Below are 16,360 nucleotides of genomic sequence, written 5' to 3' on the forward strand. Positions count from 1 at the left end.
TGGCACTTAACTTGGCTCTTCCCATTACAGCCAAGCTCGCTGCGAAATAAAACAGAGGGAACAATATAATGAAACATAAAATCATTCTTGCATCTGCACTGACAGCCATATTTACCGTTCCATTGGCAACCGCTAACGACCTGCCTGGTAAAGGAATAAAAATTAATCCTGTACAAAGTACAATCAGTGAAGAAACATTCCAAACACTGATCGTTGCAAAAGCCCTTGAGGAACTCGGCTATGATGTTCAGCCTATCAAAGAGGTCGACTATAACGTAGCTTATGCATCCATTGCGAATGGTGATGCAACATACTTAGCCACCAGCTGGGTTCCTTTGCATAATGCCCAGTATGATGCTGCTGGCGGTGATAACGTGTTCTATCGTCAAGGGAATTATGTCGTCAATGCGGCTCAAGGCTACCTCATCGACAAAAAAACGGCTGAAAAATACAATATTACCAATGTTGAACAACTCAAAGATCCTAAAATTGCCAAACTCTTTGATTCAAATGGCAATGGTAAAGCCGATTTAACCGGCTGTAACCCTGGCTGGGGTTGTGAAGCCGCCATCAATAATCATTTGAAAGCCTATGATCTCGAAAAAACAGTTGATCATAACCAAGGTAACTACGCGGCAATGATGGCAGATACCATTACCCGATATAAAGAAGGTAAGCCTATTTTATACTATACATGGACACCTTACTGGATCAGTGATGTACTCAAGCCAGGTCGTGATGTGGTCTGGCTAGAGGTGCCTTTCTCTTCAATGCCAAACGGTGAAAAAACAGACACTAAGCTACCTAATGGAAAAAATTATGGTTTCCCACCGAATACCATGCATATCGTCGCTAACAAAAAATGGGCTGCGGATAACCCTTCAGCAGCAAAATTATTTGAAGTGATGAAGCTCCCTATTGCGGATATCAATGCGCAGAATTTAAGAATGCATAACGGGGAAGCCTCACAAGCGGATATTCAACGCCACACCAATGCTTGGATAAAAGCTCACCAATCGACATTTGATGGCTGGGTGAAAACTGCGAAAGAAGCCGCTAAATAAGCATAAATCACACAATAAAATGCCTAAAGCCACCCAGAATCGGGTGGCTTTTTGTATCAATGACAAAAAGAAATAAACCAAGGTAATGAATTTTGTTTATAGTAGTCGCCTAGCTAATATTAGGTAACCCACATGAAACAGACCCAAACTACTGAGCTAACAACGGGCCTCACAATTTTGATGGCTATTGCGACAGGCCTTGTCGTTGCCAGCAATTATTATGCCCAACCACTGTTAGACACCATTGCAGCTCAATTTAACCTGACAACTAATATGGCAGGATTTATTGTCACAGCCGCACAGCTTGGCTACGCAGTCGGTTTACTATTTTTAGTCCCTCTAGGGGACTTATTTGAACGAAAACGTCTAATATTATTTATGACGTTTCTCTCCGCTTCAGGCTTACTCATTACCGCTCTTTCAACCAATATTTGGCAAATCCTATTAGGAACGGCACTCACAGGACTATTTTCTGTTGTTGCTCAAGTACTTATTCCAATGGCAGCCTCCATTGCACACCCTAATAAACGAGGGAAAGCCGTTGGGATTATTATGAGCGGCTTACTGCTGGGGATTTTACTGGCGAGAACGGTATCTGGCGCAGTGGCAATGGTCGGAGGTTGGCGAGCGATTTATTGGGTAGCATTTGTTTTATTAATTATCTTATTAATTGTATTAGCGATTAAATTACCTCGCTATCATCAAAAAGCCAATCTTAACTACTTTCAGTTACTTTGCTCTATTGGTCGATTATTTTTTAGTACACCTGTTTTAGCCGTTAGAGCCTCACTGGGTGCACTTTCTTTTGCCAATTTTGGTTTACTATGGACAGCAATGGCATTTTTATTAGCGAGTCCCCCATTTAACTACTCTGAAGGCACTATCGGTTTGTTTGGCCTTGTTGGTGCAGCGGGTGCATTGATGGCATCTCAAGCAGGGCACCTTGTGGATAAAGGCAAAGGCAAGATGATCACCACGATTGGGCTCGTTTTATTACTGCTCTCCTGGTTACCCATTGGCTTAGCAAAACACTCCTTGATCGCCTTTATTATTGGCATTTTAGTTCTTGACCTTGCCGTTCAAGCTGTCCACGTTACCAGCCAAAGCACCTTATATCGAATTATGCCTGAAGCGCGTAACCGCCTCACTGCAGGGTATATGACCAGTTATTTTATTGGTGGCGCACTTGGCTCGTTATTATCGGGTTATGCCTATGAGCATGCAGGCTGGGAAGGTGTCGCCATTGCAGGCGTTAGTTTAACAACCTTAAGCTTAATTATTTGGGTCATTGGCATCCGATTTGATCCAACTATCACAGCTTCAGATGAATAATGCGTTTTCCTTCCCTGCTGCTGATAACATTTTGTTTTAAATGTTATCAGCAGCACGTTAATACTTAAAAATACATAATATATTCAGGGTGGAAGCATCACTTTTCTTACTCATTTTTATGCATAATCAATAAATTACTATCAGTAATTCGAGAAAATAGTTATATGTTGTTATTATTACCATAGCAAAAGTTAATAAATGACACAGTTAAACAAATACTATAGCTCTTCAGGAAGGTATAATTATTGTTAATTCAATAAGTAATTATTGGTAATAATAATTATACAAAAATAAAAGTAGGTATTTTCACTAAGGTGATCACAATATCTATCTAACTTGTAATTATTGGGTAATAAAAAAAATGGTATTGAGTTAATACAATGTGATTATATATTGTTTTATATGGTTTTGTTTGACGTGTAAATTGCGTTTATTTTGGTTAAATTATAGCCAAAAAAACTTAAATAGGCTAGAAATGCACTTTACGCTATACTGAAATCCATAAATTACATTCATAAAATTTATGAATCATGTATCATTATCAAAATAAAATCATCGATATTAATTAAGTATAATTGCTAATTCTATCTTTTAATATACCATTTAGATGGTTGATGACAGTTGTAATCTTACCAACTGAAACTAATAAGGTATCCAAATAATGGAAAGTTCATTTACACCGACAGAAGAGCTTTTAAATGCTCGTGTCGCGCAACAAGATACACACGAAAAACCGATCCCGTATCAAGAGATACTCTTAACACGCTTATGCATGCATGTTCATGGAAAATTACTTGAATCTCGTAATAATATGCTACGAGCTCAAGGAATTAATGAAACACTTTTCATGGCCTTAATGATCTTAGATACAAAAGATTCACGCAGTATCCAACCTTCTGAGCTCAGTGCAGCGCTTGGTTCGTCTCGTACCAACGCGACACGCATCGCTGATGAACTCGAAAAGAATGGTTGGATTGAACGTAAAGAAAGTCACAATGATAGACGTTGTCTACATTTGCACCTCACCGAAAAAGGCTCAGAGTTTTTAAGTGGTTTGTTACCTCCACAACATCGAGCTTTAATCGATATCTGGTCAGTTTTAGAAGCTGATGAAAAACAACAGCTTGATAAACTGATGCGTAAATTACTGACAAAACTGGATACTATAAAAGATTAACCATTATCTTTGTAAGGTTAATGTATTTGAGGCATTCGAAGGCTTAAAGGCAAAAAAAAACTTTTCAGCCTACAATATTTCATTATCCTTTCAACCTTGTGCTTTACGATATTCCCATCAAGCAACAAAATCATTTGTAGTCTCAGTTTCCAGTGGTTATTACTAGCTACTGGAAACAACCGTGATCCTTATCCATCAAAAATGGAGTAATACCAGTATGAGTTCCCCTGAGGAAATGCAACAAACGCAAGCTCCCCAACGAAATAAAAAAAGACAGCGCAAAAATGCCTTAATGTTTTTAACGTTTATTTTTATCGCTATTGGCGTGGGTTGGGGCGTTTACTGGTACTTAGTCCTTCGCCATTATGAGTCAACGGATAACGCTTACGTTGCTGGTAACCAAGTTCAAATTCAATCCCAAGTATCAGGGAGCGTCATGACCGTTAACGTTGATAATACTGACTTCGTACAAAGCGGCACTGTGCTAGTTGAACTTGACCCTCGAGATGCTGAGCTTGCACTGGATAAAGCCAAAACTGAACTGGCAAATAGTGTACGCCAAACCCGCCAGCACATTATTAATAGTCGCCAGCTGCAAGCTAATATTGATGTTAAACGTTCTGAATTAGGGCGTTTACAAAACGACCTAAAACGCCGTGAAGTGCTAGGCAGCAGTAATTTAATTGGTAAAGAAGAGCTACAACACGCTCGTGAGTCAGTCGTCAGCGCAAAAGCCGCATTGGACATGGCAGTTGAACAATATAATGCTAACCAAGCGATCGTACTTAACTCACCCATTGAAAAACAACCCGCAGTAGAACAGGCTGCGACTCAAGTTCGTAATGCATGGCTAGCCTTACAACGCACCAAAATTGTTAGCCCAGTAGATGGTTATGTCTCTCGCCGTAGTGTGCAAATTGGCTCACAAATCACCCCATCAACACCATTAATGGCTATCGTTCCATCCAGTGGCATGTGGATTGATGCAAACTTTAAAGAAACGCAACTTGCAGATATGCGTATCGGCCAACCAGCGAAAGTCACAGCCGACTTCTATGGTAAGGACGTGGTCTTTAACGGTACTGTAGTCGGTTTAGATATGGGAACGGGAAGTGCATTTTCATTATTACCTGCACAAAACGCCAGTGGAAACTGGATCAAAGTGGTACAGCGCCTACCCGTGCGTATTGCGTTAGACCCTGCGCAACTTGAAGAACGCCCATTACGTATCGGTTTATCCACTGAAGTGACGATTGATACTCTCAATAAAGATGGCAAAGTACTGTCAAAAGGCATGCGCGATGCGCCAGCTTACCACACGTCTGCATTAGCGGTGGATATGTCTCCTGCGGATAAAATAGTTACTGAGATAATTAACAATAACGCTGGGAACAAATAATTGGGGGCGCAACTGACATGACAGCACCGCTCACGGGTTCAAAACTGGCTTGGATGACTATCGCCCTTTCCTTGGCGACCTTTATGCAAGTGCTTGACTCAACCATTGCTAACGTTGCTATTCCAACGATTGCGGGTAATTTAGGGGCATCTAACTCCCAAGGAACGTGGGTGATTACCTCGTTTGGGGTAGCAAATGCAATCTCTATTCCCGTTACTGGTTGGCTAGCACGGCGTATTGGTGAAGTTCGACTATTTTTATGGTCAACGGGGCTCTTTGCCTTAACATCTTGGTTATGCGGCATTTCTGGCAGTTTAGAAATGCTCATTTTATTCCGTGTACTTCAAGGTTTAGTCGCAGGGCCACTGATCCCTCTATCCCAAAGCCTACTTCTGAATAACTATCCCCCCGCCAAGCGCAGCATGGCACTGGCACTTTGGTCAATGACCATTGTTGTGGCTCCAATTTGCGGGCCCATTCTTGGGGGATATATTAGTGATAACTACCATTGGGGATGGATATTCTTTATCAACGTCCCATTCAGTGTGGCGATTATCTTTGCCATCATGCGTACTTTAAAAGGCCGTGAGACAAAAATTTCCATTCAACGCATTGATACTATTGGTTTAGTCTTACTGGTTGTCGGGATTGGTGCACTGCAAATCATGCTCGACCAAGGGAAAGAACTGGATTGGTTTAACTCAACCGAAATCATTGTCTTGACGGTGATTGCCGTTGTGGCGATTGCCTTCTTAATTGTCTGGGAGTTAACTGACGACCACCCCGTCATTGACCTCTCTCTATTTAAGGAACGTAATTTTACCATTGGCTGCTTATCACTCAGCCTCGCCTATATGCTGTACTTTGGTACCATCGTCTTGCTCCCGCAGTTGTTGCAAGAAGTCTATGGTTATACTGCTACATGGGCGGGCTTAGCCTCTGCACCCGTTGGGTTATTGCCATTACTGATCACACCCATTATCGGTAAATTTGGTAACCGCATTGATATGCGTTATTTAGTGACATTCAGCTTTATTATCTATGCTGTCTGTTACTACTGGCGTGCTTATACCTTTGAACCCGGTATGGGCTTTGCAGCCGCTGCCTGGCCGCAATTTGTTCAAGGCCTCGCGATTGCCTGCTTCTTTATGCCATTAACCACCATTACCTTATCGGGGTTGCCCCCTGAAAAAATGGCATCGGCATCTAGCTTATCTAACTTTACCCGAACACTAGCAGGGGCAATTGGTACCTCGATTACCACGACAATGTGGACACAAAGAGAATCCATGCACCATGAAAATCTTGCTGAATTTGTCAATCCATACAATCCAAATGCGCAGCATATGTACAGTGAATTGGCTCAGATTGGCATGAATGAGCAACAAAGTGCAGCTTACTTAGCGAAAACCATTACAGATCAAGGGTTAATCTTATCAGCCAATGAAATTTTCTGGTTATCCGCAGGGATCTTTATTTTGCTGATGGTGATCGTCTGGTTCGCTAAACCGCCATTTGGCGCTGGGTCGAAAGACGGTGGTGGCGCTCACTAACTTCAAGTTAACACTACATTTCCATGTAGGGTCAGACTGCTGACAAACCGATTAGGTTTGGCGGCAGGTTGGATAGGTTTTGAAAATAAATTAGGAAAATCAATTTATTGATTTTCGGCTGATAACACAAAGCAGGAAAAACCACGCTTTTATCCTGCTTTGTCAACAACCTAACCCTACATTTCCATGTAGGGTTAACTTTGCTTCATCTTTTCCCATCAAATACACTAGCTCAACCATTAATCAGCTCAGGTAAACACTCATGAAATCATGGATTGAAAACAGTCAGGTACTAGCATTGATTAATACAATGGATGATATTCAGGCGGAGCAATTCCGTAGAAAACTTATTTGCTATGTCAATCAATACCAAGAGGTTTACCCATTCGATATTTTGGACGATGTTCAAGCCTATATGCAGTTAAAGTTAGAGGCTAATGACTTGAATTTTAATAGAGTCCCCGATGAAATTAAGCAGGCTATTACAGAAGGTTATTACGAATACTGCATCAGTTTAAACGAAATATCAGCAGCGTATATGATAGTGACTAAAGCCACGCCATTAACCCGTTTAGATCTTATTCAGTTCGTTAATCATTTATTAGAAGCATATTCATGTAATTATTCAGAAGAGGAATTTCTCGTATCTAAACTCACTGAATTTGCCAATTTATTGACTCACTAATCAAATTTCAGATAGAAAAAAGGCCATACATAAAACGTATGACCTTATGAATTACATATAAAATCAATTAGTTAATTTTATTTTGCTGCCACCATTGTGCCAACATCACGCCCGTTGCCACTGAAACATTCAGGCTCTCAACTTTGCCTGTTCCACCAATAAACAGACTCATATCCCCTTGATCCCACGTGCTATCGCTCAAACCATCACTTTCTTGGCCTAAAACAAGAACCATTTTGGCTGGCAATTTTGCTTTTGCTAAATCTTGGCTGCCTTTATGGCTTGACGTGGTCACAATGGTATAACCTGCTTTGCGGAATTTATCTAATGTGGATGTTAAACCGTCAGCATCAATAGCTTTAATGTGCTCAGCACCGCCCTCTGCAGTACGAATTGCCGCACCCGATTCCAACATGCCCGCATCTTGTAAAATCACACCTTGTACACCAAAGTGGGCACAACTACGCATGATACCGCCTAAGTTATGTGGGTTACCAACATCTTCCAGCGCTAATACACAGTCTTTTTCTGCGACTTGCTCTAAATATGCATCCGCGCTCATGCCACCACGTTTTTTGATAATAAAGCACACGCCACCGTGGTGCTCAGTACCAGATGCTTTCGATAATTCTTCATCATCAACAACATGGTAAGCTTTACGGTTTGCCGCCATCCATTTCAGGGCATCACGAAAACGTGGTGTGACAGATTGTAAGAACCATGCGCGAACAATGGCATCTGGGCGATTTTTAAACATTGCTTGGCACGCATTTTCGCCGTAAATTCGGGTCTCTTCTTGGCGTTGCTTACGCAGTTGCTCAGGGTCGATTTGGCTTTTGCCAACAATCCCACCATGGTCATTTTCAAATTCTTCGCTATCTGGTTTAGAAACAGTGCGCCACGGAGAACGCTCACGCGGTGTACTATCGCGGTTATCTGAACGGCGTTCTTGGCGGCCACCTTCAGGACGATTTGAACGACCCCCTCTTTCTTGGCGGCCACCATCACGTCGATCACCACCGCGTTTATCGCTACCACCACGTCTATCATCGCGACCACCGTCACGACCGCCACGGCGTTTATCGTTACCTTTGTTGTCCTGCTCTTCGCTGCGGACATACATCACTTTTACTTTGCCGTTTTTACCACTAAAATCATTCGAGTCGTTCATCACTATCCCCTACTAAGCTATGGCGCGAAGATTACATGATGTTGCAAGGCTACGCTACCGATTCGCGCTATTATCTCACCGAAAAGTTATTGAATATACCTCTATCGCATAGAAATCGTTTTGCGTACAATATGCGGCTTATTTTATGGCCTGTAAAACAGTAATCAAACATGACACCTAATGCCGTTTATCACCTCCGCCAGCAACGCCTCGCCTTATCGACAAAACCGTTTAAAGCAAGGGGCTGTCGCGTAAAACGCTGCCAATATTGCTTGCTACCCATTCCGCAATGCCTGTGTCAAGAAACGGTGTCCGCTCAAGCGAAAAGCCAATTTTGCTTAATCATGTTTGATGGTGAAGTATTTAAGCCTAGCAACACGGGAAAACTGATCGCGGATGTTCTGCCAGACACCCTTGCTTTTCAGTGGTCAAGAACAGCTCCAGATGCACTGCTTTTAGCAGCCTTACAAGATGATACCCGCCAGCCTTACCTCATTTTCCCTGAAAGCTATGCACAAGAAAACCGTGTTGTTGTGAATGAACCGAACATCTCTGATAAGCCAGCTTTATTTATTCTATTGGATGGAACCTGGCCTGAGGCGCGCAAAATGTTCCGCAAGAGCCCGTACCTCAATAACATTCCAATGTTATCCATCAATACAAAAGCTCGGACAGACTATCTGCTACGCACACCATCCCGTGAAGAACAGCATTGCACCGCAGAGGTTGCCGCAACTGTGTTAGAGCTTGCTGGTGATATCCAAGCCTCACAGCAGTTATTCCGTCATTTTAGCCTGTTTCGCCAAAAATACCTTGAAGGGAAACCCCATCACCCAGTTGCACAAATGGTGTTAAACACAGCAACTCCCTAACTATTTTGAGGGACTGTTTATATGTTTTTTTTCGTAGGCAGTTCCAAGAAATAGTAACTTTCGGATAAACGTCATCATAAAACGTGAAGGTGCTTGTATAAATTAATTAAACTCAGCAGATAAACTAGCGCAATATAAAAGATAGGGCATAGTATTCATAAGTATTACTCAGCCTCTTTTTATCTCTTGAACGATTATACCGTTCACCAAGCGAAGGGTTATCTTTATGGGTTTAGTGAGTCAGTTAGAATCTTTATTCAGGCCAAAATCAATTGTGGTCATTGGCGCCTCTGAAAACCCGAGCCGTGCTGGTTCGGTTATGATGAAAAACCTTCTCACCAGCGGCTTTAAAGGTCCGATTCTCCCAGTGAATCCAAATCGTAGTTCCGTCTTGGGGGTGCTGGCCTATCCCGCTATTGATAAGCTTCCTCTCAAACCTGACCTTGCAGTAATTTGTACACACCATTCAAGAAATATCATTTGTTTACAGCAACTTGGTGAGGCTGGCTGCAAAGTGGTCATTATCTTATCATCCCCTTCAATTCAATTTAATGAATTAAAAAAGGTGGCTCAACAATACCAAATTCGCCTTTTAGGCCCTAATAGCTTGGGCTTTTTAGCACCATGGCAAGGTTTAAATGCCAGCTTCTCCCCTATTCCAATACTCAAAGGTAAATTAGCTTTTATTTCCCAGTCTGCGGCAGTTTCTAATACCGTGCTTGATTGGGCAAGGCATCGCGATATCGGTTTTTCCTACTTTATCGCTCTGGGTGATAGTATTGATATTGATATTGATGACCTGTTGGATTACTTGGCCCGTGATAGCAAAACCAGTGCCATTTTGCTTTATCTGGAAAATATCAGTGATGCAAGACGCTTTTTATCATCATCACGTAGTGCGTCACGCAACAAACCCATTCTCGTTATAAAAAGCGGACGAACACGTAAAGCTCAAGAGCTTTTAGGGGAAAAACCTAGTTTAGATGCCGCCTATGATGCTGCTATCCAACGTGCGGGGCTATTACGTGTGCAAGATACCCATGAAATGTTTTCTGCTGTTGAAACTCTAAGCTATATGACCCCACTACGGGGTGAACGTTTATCAATCATGAGCAATGGCGCTGCCCCCGCAGCCATGGCTTTAGATGAGCTTTTACAACGTAATGGCAAACTAGCCAAACTCAGTATTGAAACCGAAAATGAACTCAGTGCCCTACTACCTCTTGATCTCTCCACACAAAATCCGATTGATTTGGGTGATGATTCCACCGCTGACCGCTATATTAACGTCTTAAACAAAATGCTCGATAGCCATGATCATGATGCTCTTTTATTGATCCATACCCCCAGCGCGATCACCGAAAGCAAGTCCATGGCAGAAAAAATTATTAAAACCATCAAGCAGCACCCTCGAGGAAAATGGCTCACGATTTTAACCAATTGGTGTGGTGAATATTCATCCCAAGAATCGCGGCGTTTGTTCAGTGAAGCAGGGATCCCGACTTACCGCACTCCTGAAGGTGCCATTACCGCTTACATGCATATGGTGGAATACCGACGCAACCAAAAACAATTAAAAGAAACGCCAGCACTGCCTGTAGGTATCACTGCTAATACACAGCAAGCGCATGAATATATTCAACAAGCATTAAAAAATAATAACTTACATTTAGATACGCATGAAGTTCAACCTATTTTAAAAGCTTATGGGCTACATAGCTTACCCACTTGGATTGCCCATTCAAGTGATGAAGCGATTGAAATTGCTGAGAAAATTGGTTATCCCGTTGCTTTAAAACTGCGTTCTCCCGATATCGTACACAAATCGGAAGTTCAAGGTGTCATGCTATATCTGAGAAACGCGAAAGAGGTTGAAGATGCCGCAAAAGCAATTATTGAACGTGTCTCCACCAATTTTCCAAACGCTCGCATTGAAGGTTTATTAGTACAAAGCATGGCAAACCGTGCTGGAGCCCAAGAATTACGTATTGCGGTAGAATTAGACCCCGTATTTGGGCCATTGATAATGCTAGGCGAAGGGGGAATTGAGTGGCAGCAAGAAAGCCAAGCTGCTGTCGCTTTACCTCCACTAAATATGGCACTTGCGCGTTATCTTGTTATTAACGCAATCAAAGGTTATAAAATTAAATCGCGCAGCGCATTAGAACCGTTAAATATCTTAGGGCTCTCAAGCTTATTAGTCAGAGTCTCAAATTTAATCATCGATTGCCCTAATATTACACGTTTAGACATTCATCCATTACTCGCCTCTGGCGATGAATTTACCCTGCTTGATGTCTCCATGACACTCAGCCCAAGTGATAGCGCAACAACCTCTAGGCTTGCTATTCGCCCTTACCCAAGTGAATTAGAAGAAACCATTCATTTGAAAGATGATTTAAGCTGCTTATTACGCCCAATACTTCCCGAAGATGAACCACTATTGAAGTCTTTTATCGAGCAGGTCACAAAAGAAGATCTCTATTATCGGTATTTTAGTGAAATCAGCGAGTTTACCCATGACGATCTCGCCAATATGACCCAAATAGACTACGACCGTGAAATGGCCTTTGTCGCAGTAAAAAGCCAAAGTTCTACCCCTGAAATTATTGGTGTTGTTCGTGCAATGGCAGATCCTGATAACCAAGAGGCTGAATTCGCGGTATTAGTGCGCTCTGATATGAAAGGGCAAACACTGGGCTATCAGTTGATGCAAAAACTGCTTAACTATACCCGCGGTCATGGCATCAAGAAATTAACCGCTATAACCATGCCTGAAAATCGCAATATGATCAGCTTGGCTAAAAAATTAGGATTTGAGGTTGAAGTACTATTTGAAGATGGTGTTGTAAACCTCACTCTTCATCTTTAACAACACAGGGATGTGTCGCAATAACCTGTATGGAAATTAAACAGATATGCAATTTATTCTAAATGGTTTGACTAAATATGCTATCATCCCTAGATCATTCGCTTAAAAATGTGCGCAAAGCGATTTGCTATTGGACTAATAAGAGAAAATTCACACTGTGATGTTGTCAAAATTAAAACAAGCAAAGCATCAACAATATTTGGTAAGTTTACCTAAACTCTCTCAAGATGTTGATGATGTCAAAACGCTATATAAGACAGAAGATTTTCGTGATGAACTGCTTAAACAAATTTCTCTCGCTGAAAATACTATCTACCTTACGGCTTTGTATTTAGAGAAAGATGACGCAGGTAAAGACATTCTTCATGCGCTGTATGCGGCAAAACAAGCTAATACATCATTAGATATCAAGATTCTCGTCGATTGGCATCGGGCTCAACGAGGGCGTATTGGTGCAACCGCAAATTCTACCAATGCAGATTGGTATTACGATGTCTCACAACACTATCCAAATGTCGACATTCCAATCTATGGTATTCCAGTCAATACTCGGGAAGCTTTAGGTGTCTTACATCTAAAGGGCTTTCTTTTTGATGATACCCTGTTGTATAGCGGTGCAAGTATCAATGATGTGTATTTACAACGACATGAAAAATATCGCTATGACCGATATCACCTTATTAAAAACAGTCAGCTAACCGCATCAATGCGAAAGTTTATTGATGATTCTTTATTACCCGCTGATGCCATTCATCGTCTAAATACAGAAACGCGCCCTAAAACCGCGGAATTTAAGCACCTAATAAAACAATTCCGCTTAGGGCTGCGCGGTTCTTCTTACCAATTTGTCGGTAATGCATCAAATGATGAATTATCCGTAACACCTTTTGTTGGCTTAGGTAAGAAAAACGATCTCAACCGAGTGATCACCCACCTGATGGGCTCAACCAGCGATAAGCTAACGATTTGTACGCCGTACTTTAACCTTCCTGCTGTATTAGTGCGGATCATCAGCCGATTACTGCGTGATGGTAAACATGTAGAAATTATTATTGGCGATAAAACGGCTAACGATTTCTATATTCCACCTGAAGAGCCTTTCAAAATTATTGGGGCACTTCCTTATCTATATGAAATCAACTTACGCCGCTTTGTTAGTCGCTTACAGCGCTTTATTGATAGCAAACAGTTGACAGTAAGGCTTTGGAAAGACGGTGACAATACTTATCATTTAAAAGGTATGTGGGTCGATAATCAATGGCAGTTGATTACGGGTAACAACTTAAATCCGCGAGCATGGGGCTTAGATCTGGAAAATGCAGTCTTAATTCACGATCCTAAGCAACAAATTCAAGATCAACGCCATCATGAATTAGAGTGTATCCGCACTCATACGAAAGTCGTTAATCACTACAGGGAATTAGATAGCATTCAAACCTACCCTGTTAAAGTGAAGAAACTAATCCGTAGGCTACGACGCATACGTGTAGATCGGCTCATCAGTCGTATTTTATAAATTTTCAACAAAGCGTCACTTTAAAGTGGCGCTTTTCAATTTAGGTGGCTGGTAATGATCCCTAATATCATAAGAACATTAATCATTTGCTCGCTAATGTTATCAACAACAGCATGCAGTGGTTTCCATTGGTCTAATGATAACTGGAAAGGGAAGGACAAAGCGCAGCATTTTGCATTCTCCGCGGCGATGGCTGCGGCAGGTAATGCTTATGCAGACAGACAAAACATGTCACATCGTCATGCCGCTCAATTTGGTCTGTTATTTTCTATTTCACTTGGTGCTGCGAAAGAACTATATGATAGTCGCCCCGAAGGAACGGGTTGGAGCTGGCACGACTTTGCCTATGATGTAGCAGGATCCGTCGCTGGTTATACTTTATACCAATCTCTGAAGTAATCCTTATTCTCAATATCATCCCCTCTATTGCTATTAATACTTCGTCCATCATCGAAGTATTAATTAATGAAAAGCTTATATTTACGCTTTCTACATTAAGGAGAATTCTATGATTGCTGTGATCTTTGAAGCTATTCCAGTCCCTGAGCAAAAAACACGTTATTTTGAACTTGCTGCAGAACTAAAATCTGAACTAGTAAACATTGAAGGTTTTATTTCGGTTGAGCGTTTTCAAAGTATCACCAATGAAGGAAAAATTTTATCGCTGTCTTGGTGGGAAAATGAAGCCGCTGTGATGGAATGGAAACGTCATTTCATGCACCAACGTGCACAAAATGAAGGGAAAAAATCTGTTTTTTCGCATTATCGCATTCGAGTTTCACAAACTATAAGGGATTATTCCTTCGATAAGGAGGATAACTACAATGTATGATATTCATGTTATTCTTAAAAACCAAGCGGGTACATTAGCATCGCTCGCAACAACTTTAGGCCAACATGGTGTTGGTTTAGAAGGTGGCGGGGTATTTTCTGTCGAAGGGAAAAGCCATGCACATTTTTTAATCACACAGCCTGAAGAAGCTAAAAAGGCACTAGCTAAAGCTGGCTTACAAGTAGAAAGCATTTCACAACCTGTAATTCGTAAACTAAAGCAAGAACGGCCAGGGGAGCTTGGTGAAATCGCACAGTGCCTAGCAAACCACCAAATTAATATCCTAATTCAATATAGTGATCATCATAACAGGCTAATACTCATAACTGACAACAATAAATTAGCCTCAGAAGTAACTAAAAAATGGGATATCCCTAATGATAAAAAACAAAATTAACCAACCCATTGATGAAAATGAGCATTTAGAAAAATCTATTTCAAAAGTTGCCTCTGCTATTGCTGACCCTTCAAGGGTCAGCATTCTCTGCGCCCTAATGGATGGTAGAGCTTGGACAGCGACAGAGTTAAGCGCTGCAGCAAACATTGCACCTTCAACAACCAGCGCCCACTTAACGAAACTTTTGAATAATCACCTAATTAGTTATTTATCTCAAGGCCGGCACCGTTATTACCGGCTTGCGGGATCGGACATCGCTGAATTGTTGGAAATGTTAATGGGAGTTTCGATGAAGCTAGAATATCAGGCTCCAATCTCGACCCCTATTCATTTAAGAAAAGCGCGTACTTGCTATGACCACTTAGCAGGGGAAATAGCAGTTCAGATTTATGATTTTATGGATAAAAATGGCTGGTTTACATCTAAAGAAAATAAATTATCAATGATTGGTATTGAGCAATTTCACAACCTCAATATCAATATTCCAATGCACACTAAGCGCAAAATGGCGTGTGCTTGCCTAGATTGGAGTGAAAGACGTATGCACTTAGGTGGAAGCGCAGGTGCTGCATTATTACACGCTTTTGAGCAAAACGAATGGATATTAAAAACAGCAGGCTACCGTGAAATTACGTTTACGACAAGTGGCAAAAAAGCCCTAAAACGCATTTTTGGCATTGATAGCGTATAAACTTCATCACTAGAGACGTATATAACTTTTTACGTTTCACCATATTGTTCTAATATACCAAGTGGTGAGTGATTATTCGCAGTCTTGTGCGATGTGGGTATACTTCCATAACTCTATGCGTTGCTCACTACTTTGAACTCATCAACTGTATTCACTTAAATGATAATTCAACTTAACAAACGGCATTCAGTAAGCCGTTCCTACTGTCATCCCCAAATAAAGTCTCAAGCTGCTACTCGCATATTTTATACTTGAAATTACATTCACTGAATTAATAGCTTAGTTATAATACCTTGCCGTTACATTCATTATAGCGATAACTGCGGCAATCTAGAAAGGTCGTATAAAGCGCTAACATAATCAAATGCACGAACTATTTTCACTACTTTAAATTAATAGCGAATATTCATATGACCTACTTATTTAGTCATGAAACAGTTCGATAAAGATTATGAAATCACTAATATAAAGTTATTTAAGATGGGATTTTTAAATAAGCGTATAAAACAAAAACCCCGTGATTTTCATCACGGGGTTTCGATAAGTGGCGGAACGGACGGGACTCGAACCCGCGACCCCCTGCGTGACAGGCAGGTATTCTAACCAACTGAACTACCGCTCCACTTATTCTTTCGCCTTTCGGCTGCTTATCATGCTTACACAATAAGACTTTAATTTAATGTCTGGCAGTTCCCTACTCTCACATGGGGAGACCCCACACTACCATCGGCGCTACGGCGTTTCACTGCTGAGTTCGGCATGGGGTCAGGTGGGACCACCGCGCTATTGCCGCCAGACA

Annotated in this window: 14 protein-coding genes, 1 tRNA gene and 1 rRNA gene; 13 read left to right on the forward strand and 3 right to left on the reverse strand. The window is 41.4% G+C overall.

Annotation, left to right across the window (positions count from 1 at the left end; translation table 11 throughout):
• Positions 1–68 precede the first annotated feature (68 nt).
• From proX to KDJ85_RS12540, 6 genes are all read left to right on the forward strand, one after another.
• Positions 69–1,064 (forward strand): glycine betaine/L-proline ABC transporter substrate-binding protein ProX, encoded by a 996-nt coding sequence (gene proX, locus KDJ85_RS12515; protein ID WP_225819933.1) that lies wholly within the window; start codon positions 69–71, stop codon positions 1,062–1,064.
• 132 nt (positions 1,065–1,196) lie between these two features.
• Positions 1,197–2,396 carry an MFS transporter gene (locus KDJ85_RS12520; protein WP_225819934.1) on the forward strand — a complete coding sequence of 400 codons (1,200 nt, stop codon included), beginning with the start codon at positions 1,197–1,199 and terminating at the stop codon, positions 2,394–2,396.
• Between the two features lie 661 nt (positions 2,397–3,057).
• Positions 3,058–3,573: a transcriptional repressor MprA gene (gene mprA / locus KDJ85_RS12525; protein ID WP_206085243.1), complete on the forward strand. Its 516-nt coding sequence runs from the start codon at positions 3,058–3,060 to the stop codon at positions 3,571–3,573.
• A gap of 217 nt (positions 3,574–3,790) precedes the next feature.
• A complete protein-coding gene (emrA, locus tag KDJ85_RS12530) occupies positions 3,791–4,972 on the forward strand; it encodes a multidrug efflux MFS transporter periplasmic adaptor subunit EmrA (RefSeq protein WP_206085242.1) in 1,182 nt (393 codons plus the stop codon).
• A 17-nt stretch (positions 4,973–4,989) separates the two neighbouring features.
• Positions 4,990–6,525, forward strand: a complete 1,536-nt coding sequence (emrB, locus tag KDJ85_RS12535; protein ID WP_225819935.1) for a multidrug efflux MFS transporter permease subunit EmrB — start codon at positions 4,990–4,992, stop codon at positions 6,523–6,525.
• A gap of 262 nt (positions 6,526–6,787) precedes the next feature.
• Positions 6,788–7,210 (forward strand): hypothetical protein, encoded by a 423-nt coding sequence (locus tag KDJ85_RS12540; protein WP_225819936.1) that lies wholly within the window; start codon positions 6,788–6,790, stop codon positions 7,208–7,210.
• A 67-nt stretch (positions 7,211–7,277) separates the two neighbouring features.
• Here KDJ85_RS12540 and KDJ85_RS12545 read toward each other — a convergent pair whose 3' ends face one another.
• Complete coding sequence (locus KDJ85_RS12545) at positions 7,278–8,381, reverse strand: tRNA/rRNA methyltransferase (protein ID WP_225819937.1); 1,104 nt, start codon at positions 8,379–8,381, stop codon at positions 7,278–7,280.
• Between the two features lie 170 nt (positions 8,382–8,551).
• Here KDJ85_RS12545 and KDJ85_RS12550 point away from each other — a divergent pair, with 170 nt between their 5' ends.
• From KDJ85_RS12550 to KDJ85_RS12580, 7 genes are all read left to right on the forward strand, one after another.
• Positions 8,552–9,253, forward strand: coding sequence for a tRNA-uridine aminocarboxypropyltransferase (locus KDJ85_RS12550; protein WP_225819938.1), 702 nt, complete (start codon positions 8,552–8,554; stop codon positions 9,251–9,253).
• A 226-nt stretch (positions 9,254–9,479) separates the two neighbouring features.
• Positions 9,480–12,125: a bifunctional acetate--CoA ligase family protein/GNAT family N-acetyltransferase gene (locus KDJ85_RS12555; RefSeq protein ID WP_275967694.1), complete on the forward strand. Its 2,646-nt coding sequence runs from the start codon at positions 9,480–9,482 to the stop codon at positions 12,123–12,125.
• A gap of 160 nt (positions 12,126–12,285) precedes the next feature.
• Positions 12,286–13,641, forward strand: coding sequence for a CDP-diacylglycerol--serine O-phosphatidyltransferase (pssA, locus tag KDJ85_RS12560; RefSeq protein WP_225819960.1), 1,356 nt, complete (start codon positions 12,286–12,288; stop codon positions 13,639–13,641).
• A 54-nt stretch (positions 13,642–13,695) separates the two neighbouring features.
• The gene (locus KDJ85_RS12565; protein WP_225819939.1) at positions 13,696–14,040 is read left to right on the forward strand and encodes a YfiM family lipoprotein; all 345 of its coding nucleotides are present in this window, start codon (positions 13,696–13,698) and stop codon (positions 14,038–14,040) included.
• Positions 14,041–14,149: 109 nt separating this feature from the next.
• Complete coding sequence (locus KDJ85_RS12570) at positions 14,150–14,473, forward strand: antibiotic biosynthesis monooxygenase family protein (RefSeq protein WP_225819940.1); 324 nt, start codon at positions 14,150–14,152, stop codon at positions 14,471–14,473.
• Positions 14,466–14,870 (forward strand): amino acid-binding protein, encoded by a 405-nt coding sequence (locus tag KDJ85_RS12575; protein WP_225819941.1) that lies wholly within the window; start codon positions 14,466–14,468, stop codon positions 14,868–14,870. The genes KDJ85_RS12570 and KDJ85_RS12575 overlap by 8 nt, the downstream gene beginning before the upstream one ends.
• Positions 14,851–15,561: an ArsR/SmtB family transcription factor gene (locus tag KDJ85_RS12580; protein WP_225819942.1), complete on the forward strand. Its 711-nt coding sequence runs from the start codon at positions 14,851–14,853 to the stop codon at positions 15,559–15,561. The genes KDJ85_RS12575 and KDJ85_RS12580 overlap by 20 nt, the downstream gene beginning before the upstream one ends.
• A 545-nt stretch (positions 15,562–16,106) precedes the next feature.
• Here KDJ85_RS12580 and KDJ85_RS12585 read toward each other — a convergent pair.
• Both KDJ85_RS12585 and rrf read right to left on the reverse strand, forming a co-directional pair.
• Positions 16,107–16,183: transfer RNA gene (locus KDJ85_RS12585), tRNA-Asp, on the reverse strand.
• A 59-nt stretch (positions 16,184–16,242) separates the two neighbouring features.
• A 5S ribosomal RNA gene (rrf, locus tag KDJ85_RS12590) occupies positions 16,243–16,358 on the reverse strand.
• Positions 16,359–16,360 lie beyond the last annotated feature (2 nt).

The sequence above is a fragment of the Providencia vermicola genome, from assembly GCF_020381325.1.
Lineage (GTDB): Bacteria > Pseudomonadota > Gammaproteobacteria > Enterobacterales > Enterobacteriaceae > Providencia > Providencia vermicola.

What these genes read in the sequence shown, in the direction of transcription:
- KDJ85_RS12565 (WP_225819939.1), top strand. Translation starts at nt 13,696, where the DNA reads ATGATCCCTAATATCATAAGAACATTAATCATTTGCTCGCTAATGTTA.
- pssA (WP_225819960.1), top strand. Translation starts at nt 12,286, where the DNA reads ATGTTGTCAAAATTAAAACAAGCAAAGCATCAACAATATTTGGTAAGT.
- KDJ85_RS12570 (WP_225819940.1), top strand. Translation starts at nt 14,150, where the DNA reads ATGATTGCTGTGATCTTTGAAGCTATTCCAGTCCCTGAGCAAAAAACA.
- KDJ85_RS12555 (WP_275967694.1), top strand. Translation starts at nt 9,480, where the DNA reads ATGGGTTTAGTGAGTCAGTTAGAATCTTTATTCAGGCCAAAATCAATT.
- KDJ85_RS12575 (WP_225819941.1), top strand. Translation starts at nt 14,466, where the DNA reads ATGTATGATATTCATGTTATTCTTAAAAACCAAGCGGGTACATTAGCA.
- KDJ85_RS12540 (WP_225819936.1), top strand. Translation starts at nt 6,788, where the DNA reads ATGAAATCATGGATTGAAAACAGTCAGGTACTAGCATTGATTAATACA.
- KDJ85_RS12580 (WP_225819942.1), top strand. Translation starts at nt 14,851, where the DNA reads ATGATAAAAAACAAAATTAACCAACCCATTGATGAAAATGAGCATTTA.
- emrB (WP_225819935.1), top strand. Translation starts at nt 4,990, where the DNA reads ATGACAGCACCGCTCACGGGTTCAAAACTGGCTTGGATGACTATCGCC.
- KDJ85_RS12550 (WP_225819938.1), top strand. Translation starts at nt 8,552, where the DNA reads ATGACACCTAATGCCGTTTATCACCTCCGCCAGCAACGCCTCGCCTTA.
- KDJ85_RS12545 (WP_225819937.1), bottom strand. Translation starts at nt 8,381, where the DNA reads ATGAACGACTCGAATGATTTTAGTGGTAAAAACGGCAAAGTAAAAGTG.
- emrA (WP_206085242.1), top strand. Translation starts at nt 3,791, where the DNA reads ATGAGTTCCCCTGAGGAAATGCAACAAACGCAAGCTCCCCAACGAAAT.
- proX (WP_225819933.1), top strand. Translation starts at nt 69, where the DNA reads ATGAAACATAAAATCATTCTTGCATCTGCACTGACAGCCATATTTACC.
- KDJ85_RS12520 (WP_225819934.1), top strand. Translation starts at nt 1,197, where the DNA reads ATGAAACAGACCCAAACTACTGAGCTAACAACGGGCCTCACAATTTTG.
- mprA (WP_206085243.1), top strand. Translation starts at nt 3,058, where the DNA reads ATGGAAAGTTCATTTACACCGACAGAAGAGCTTTTAAATGCTCGTGTC.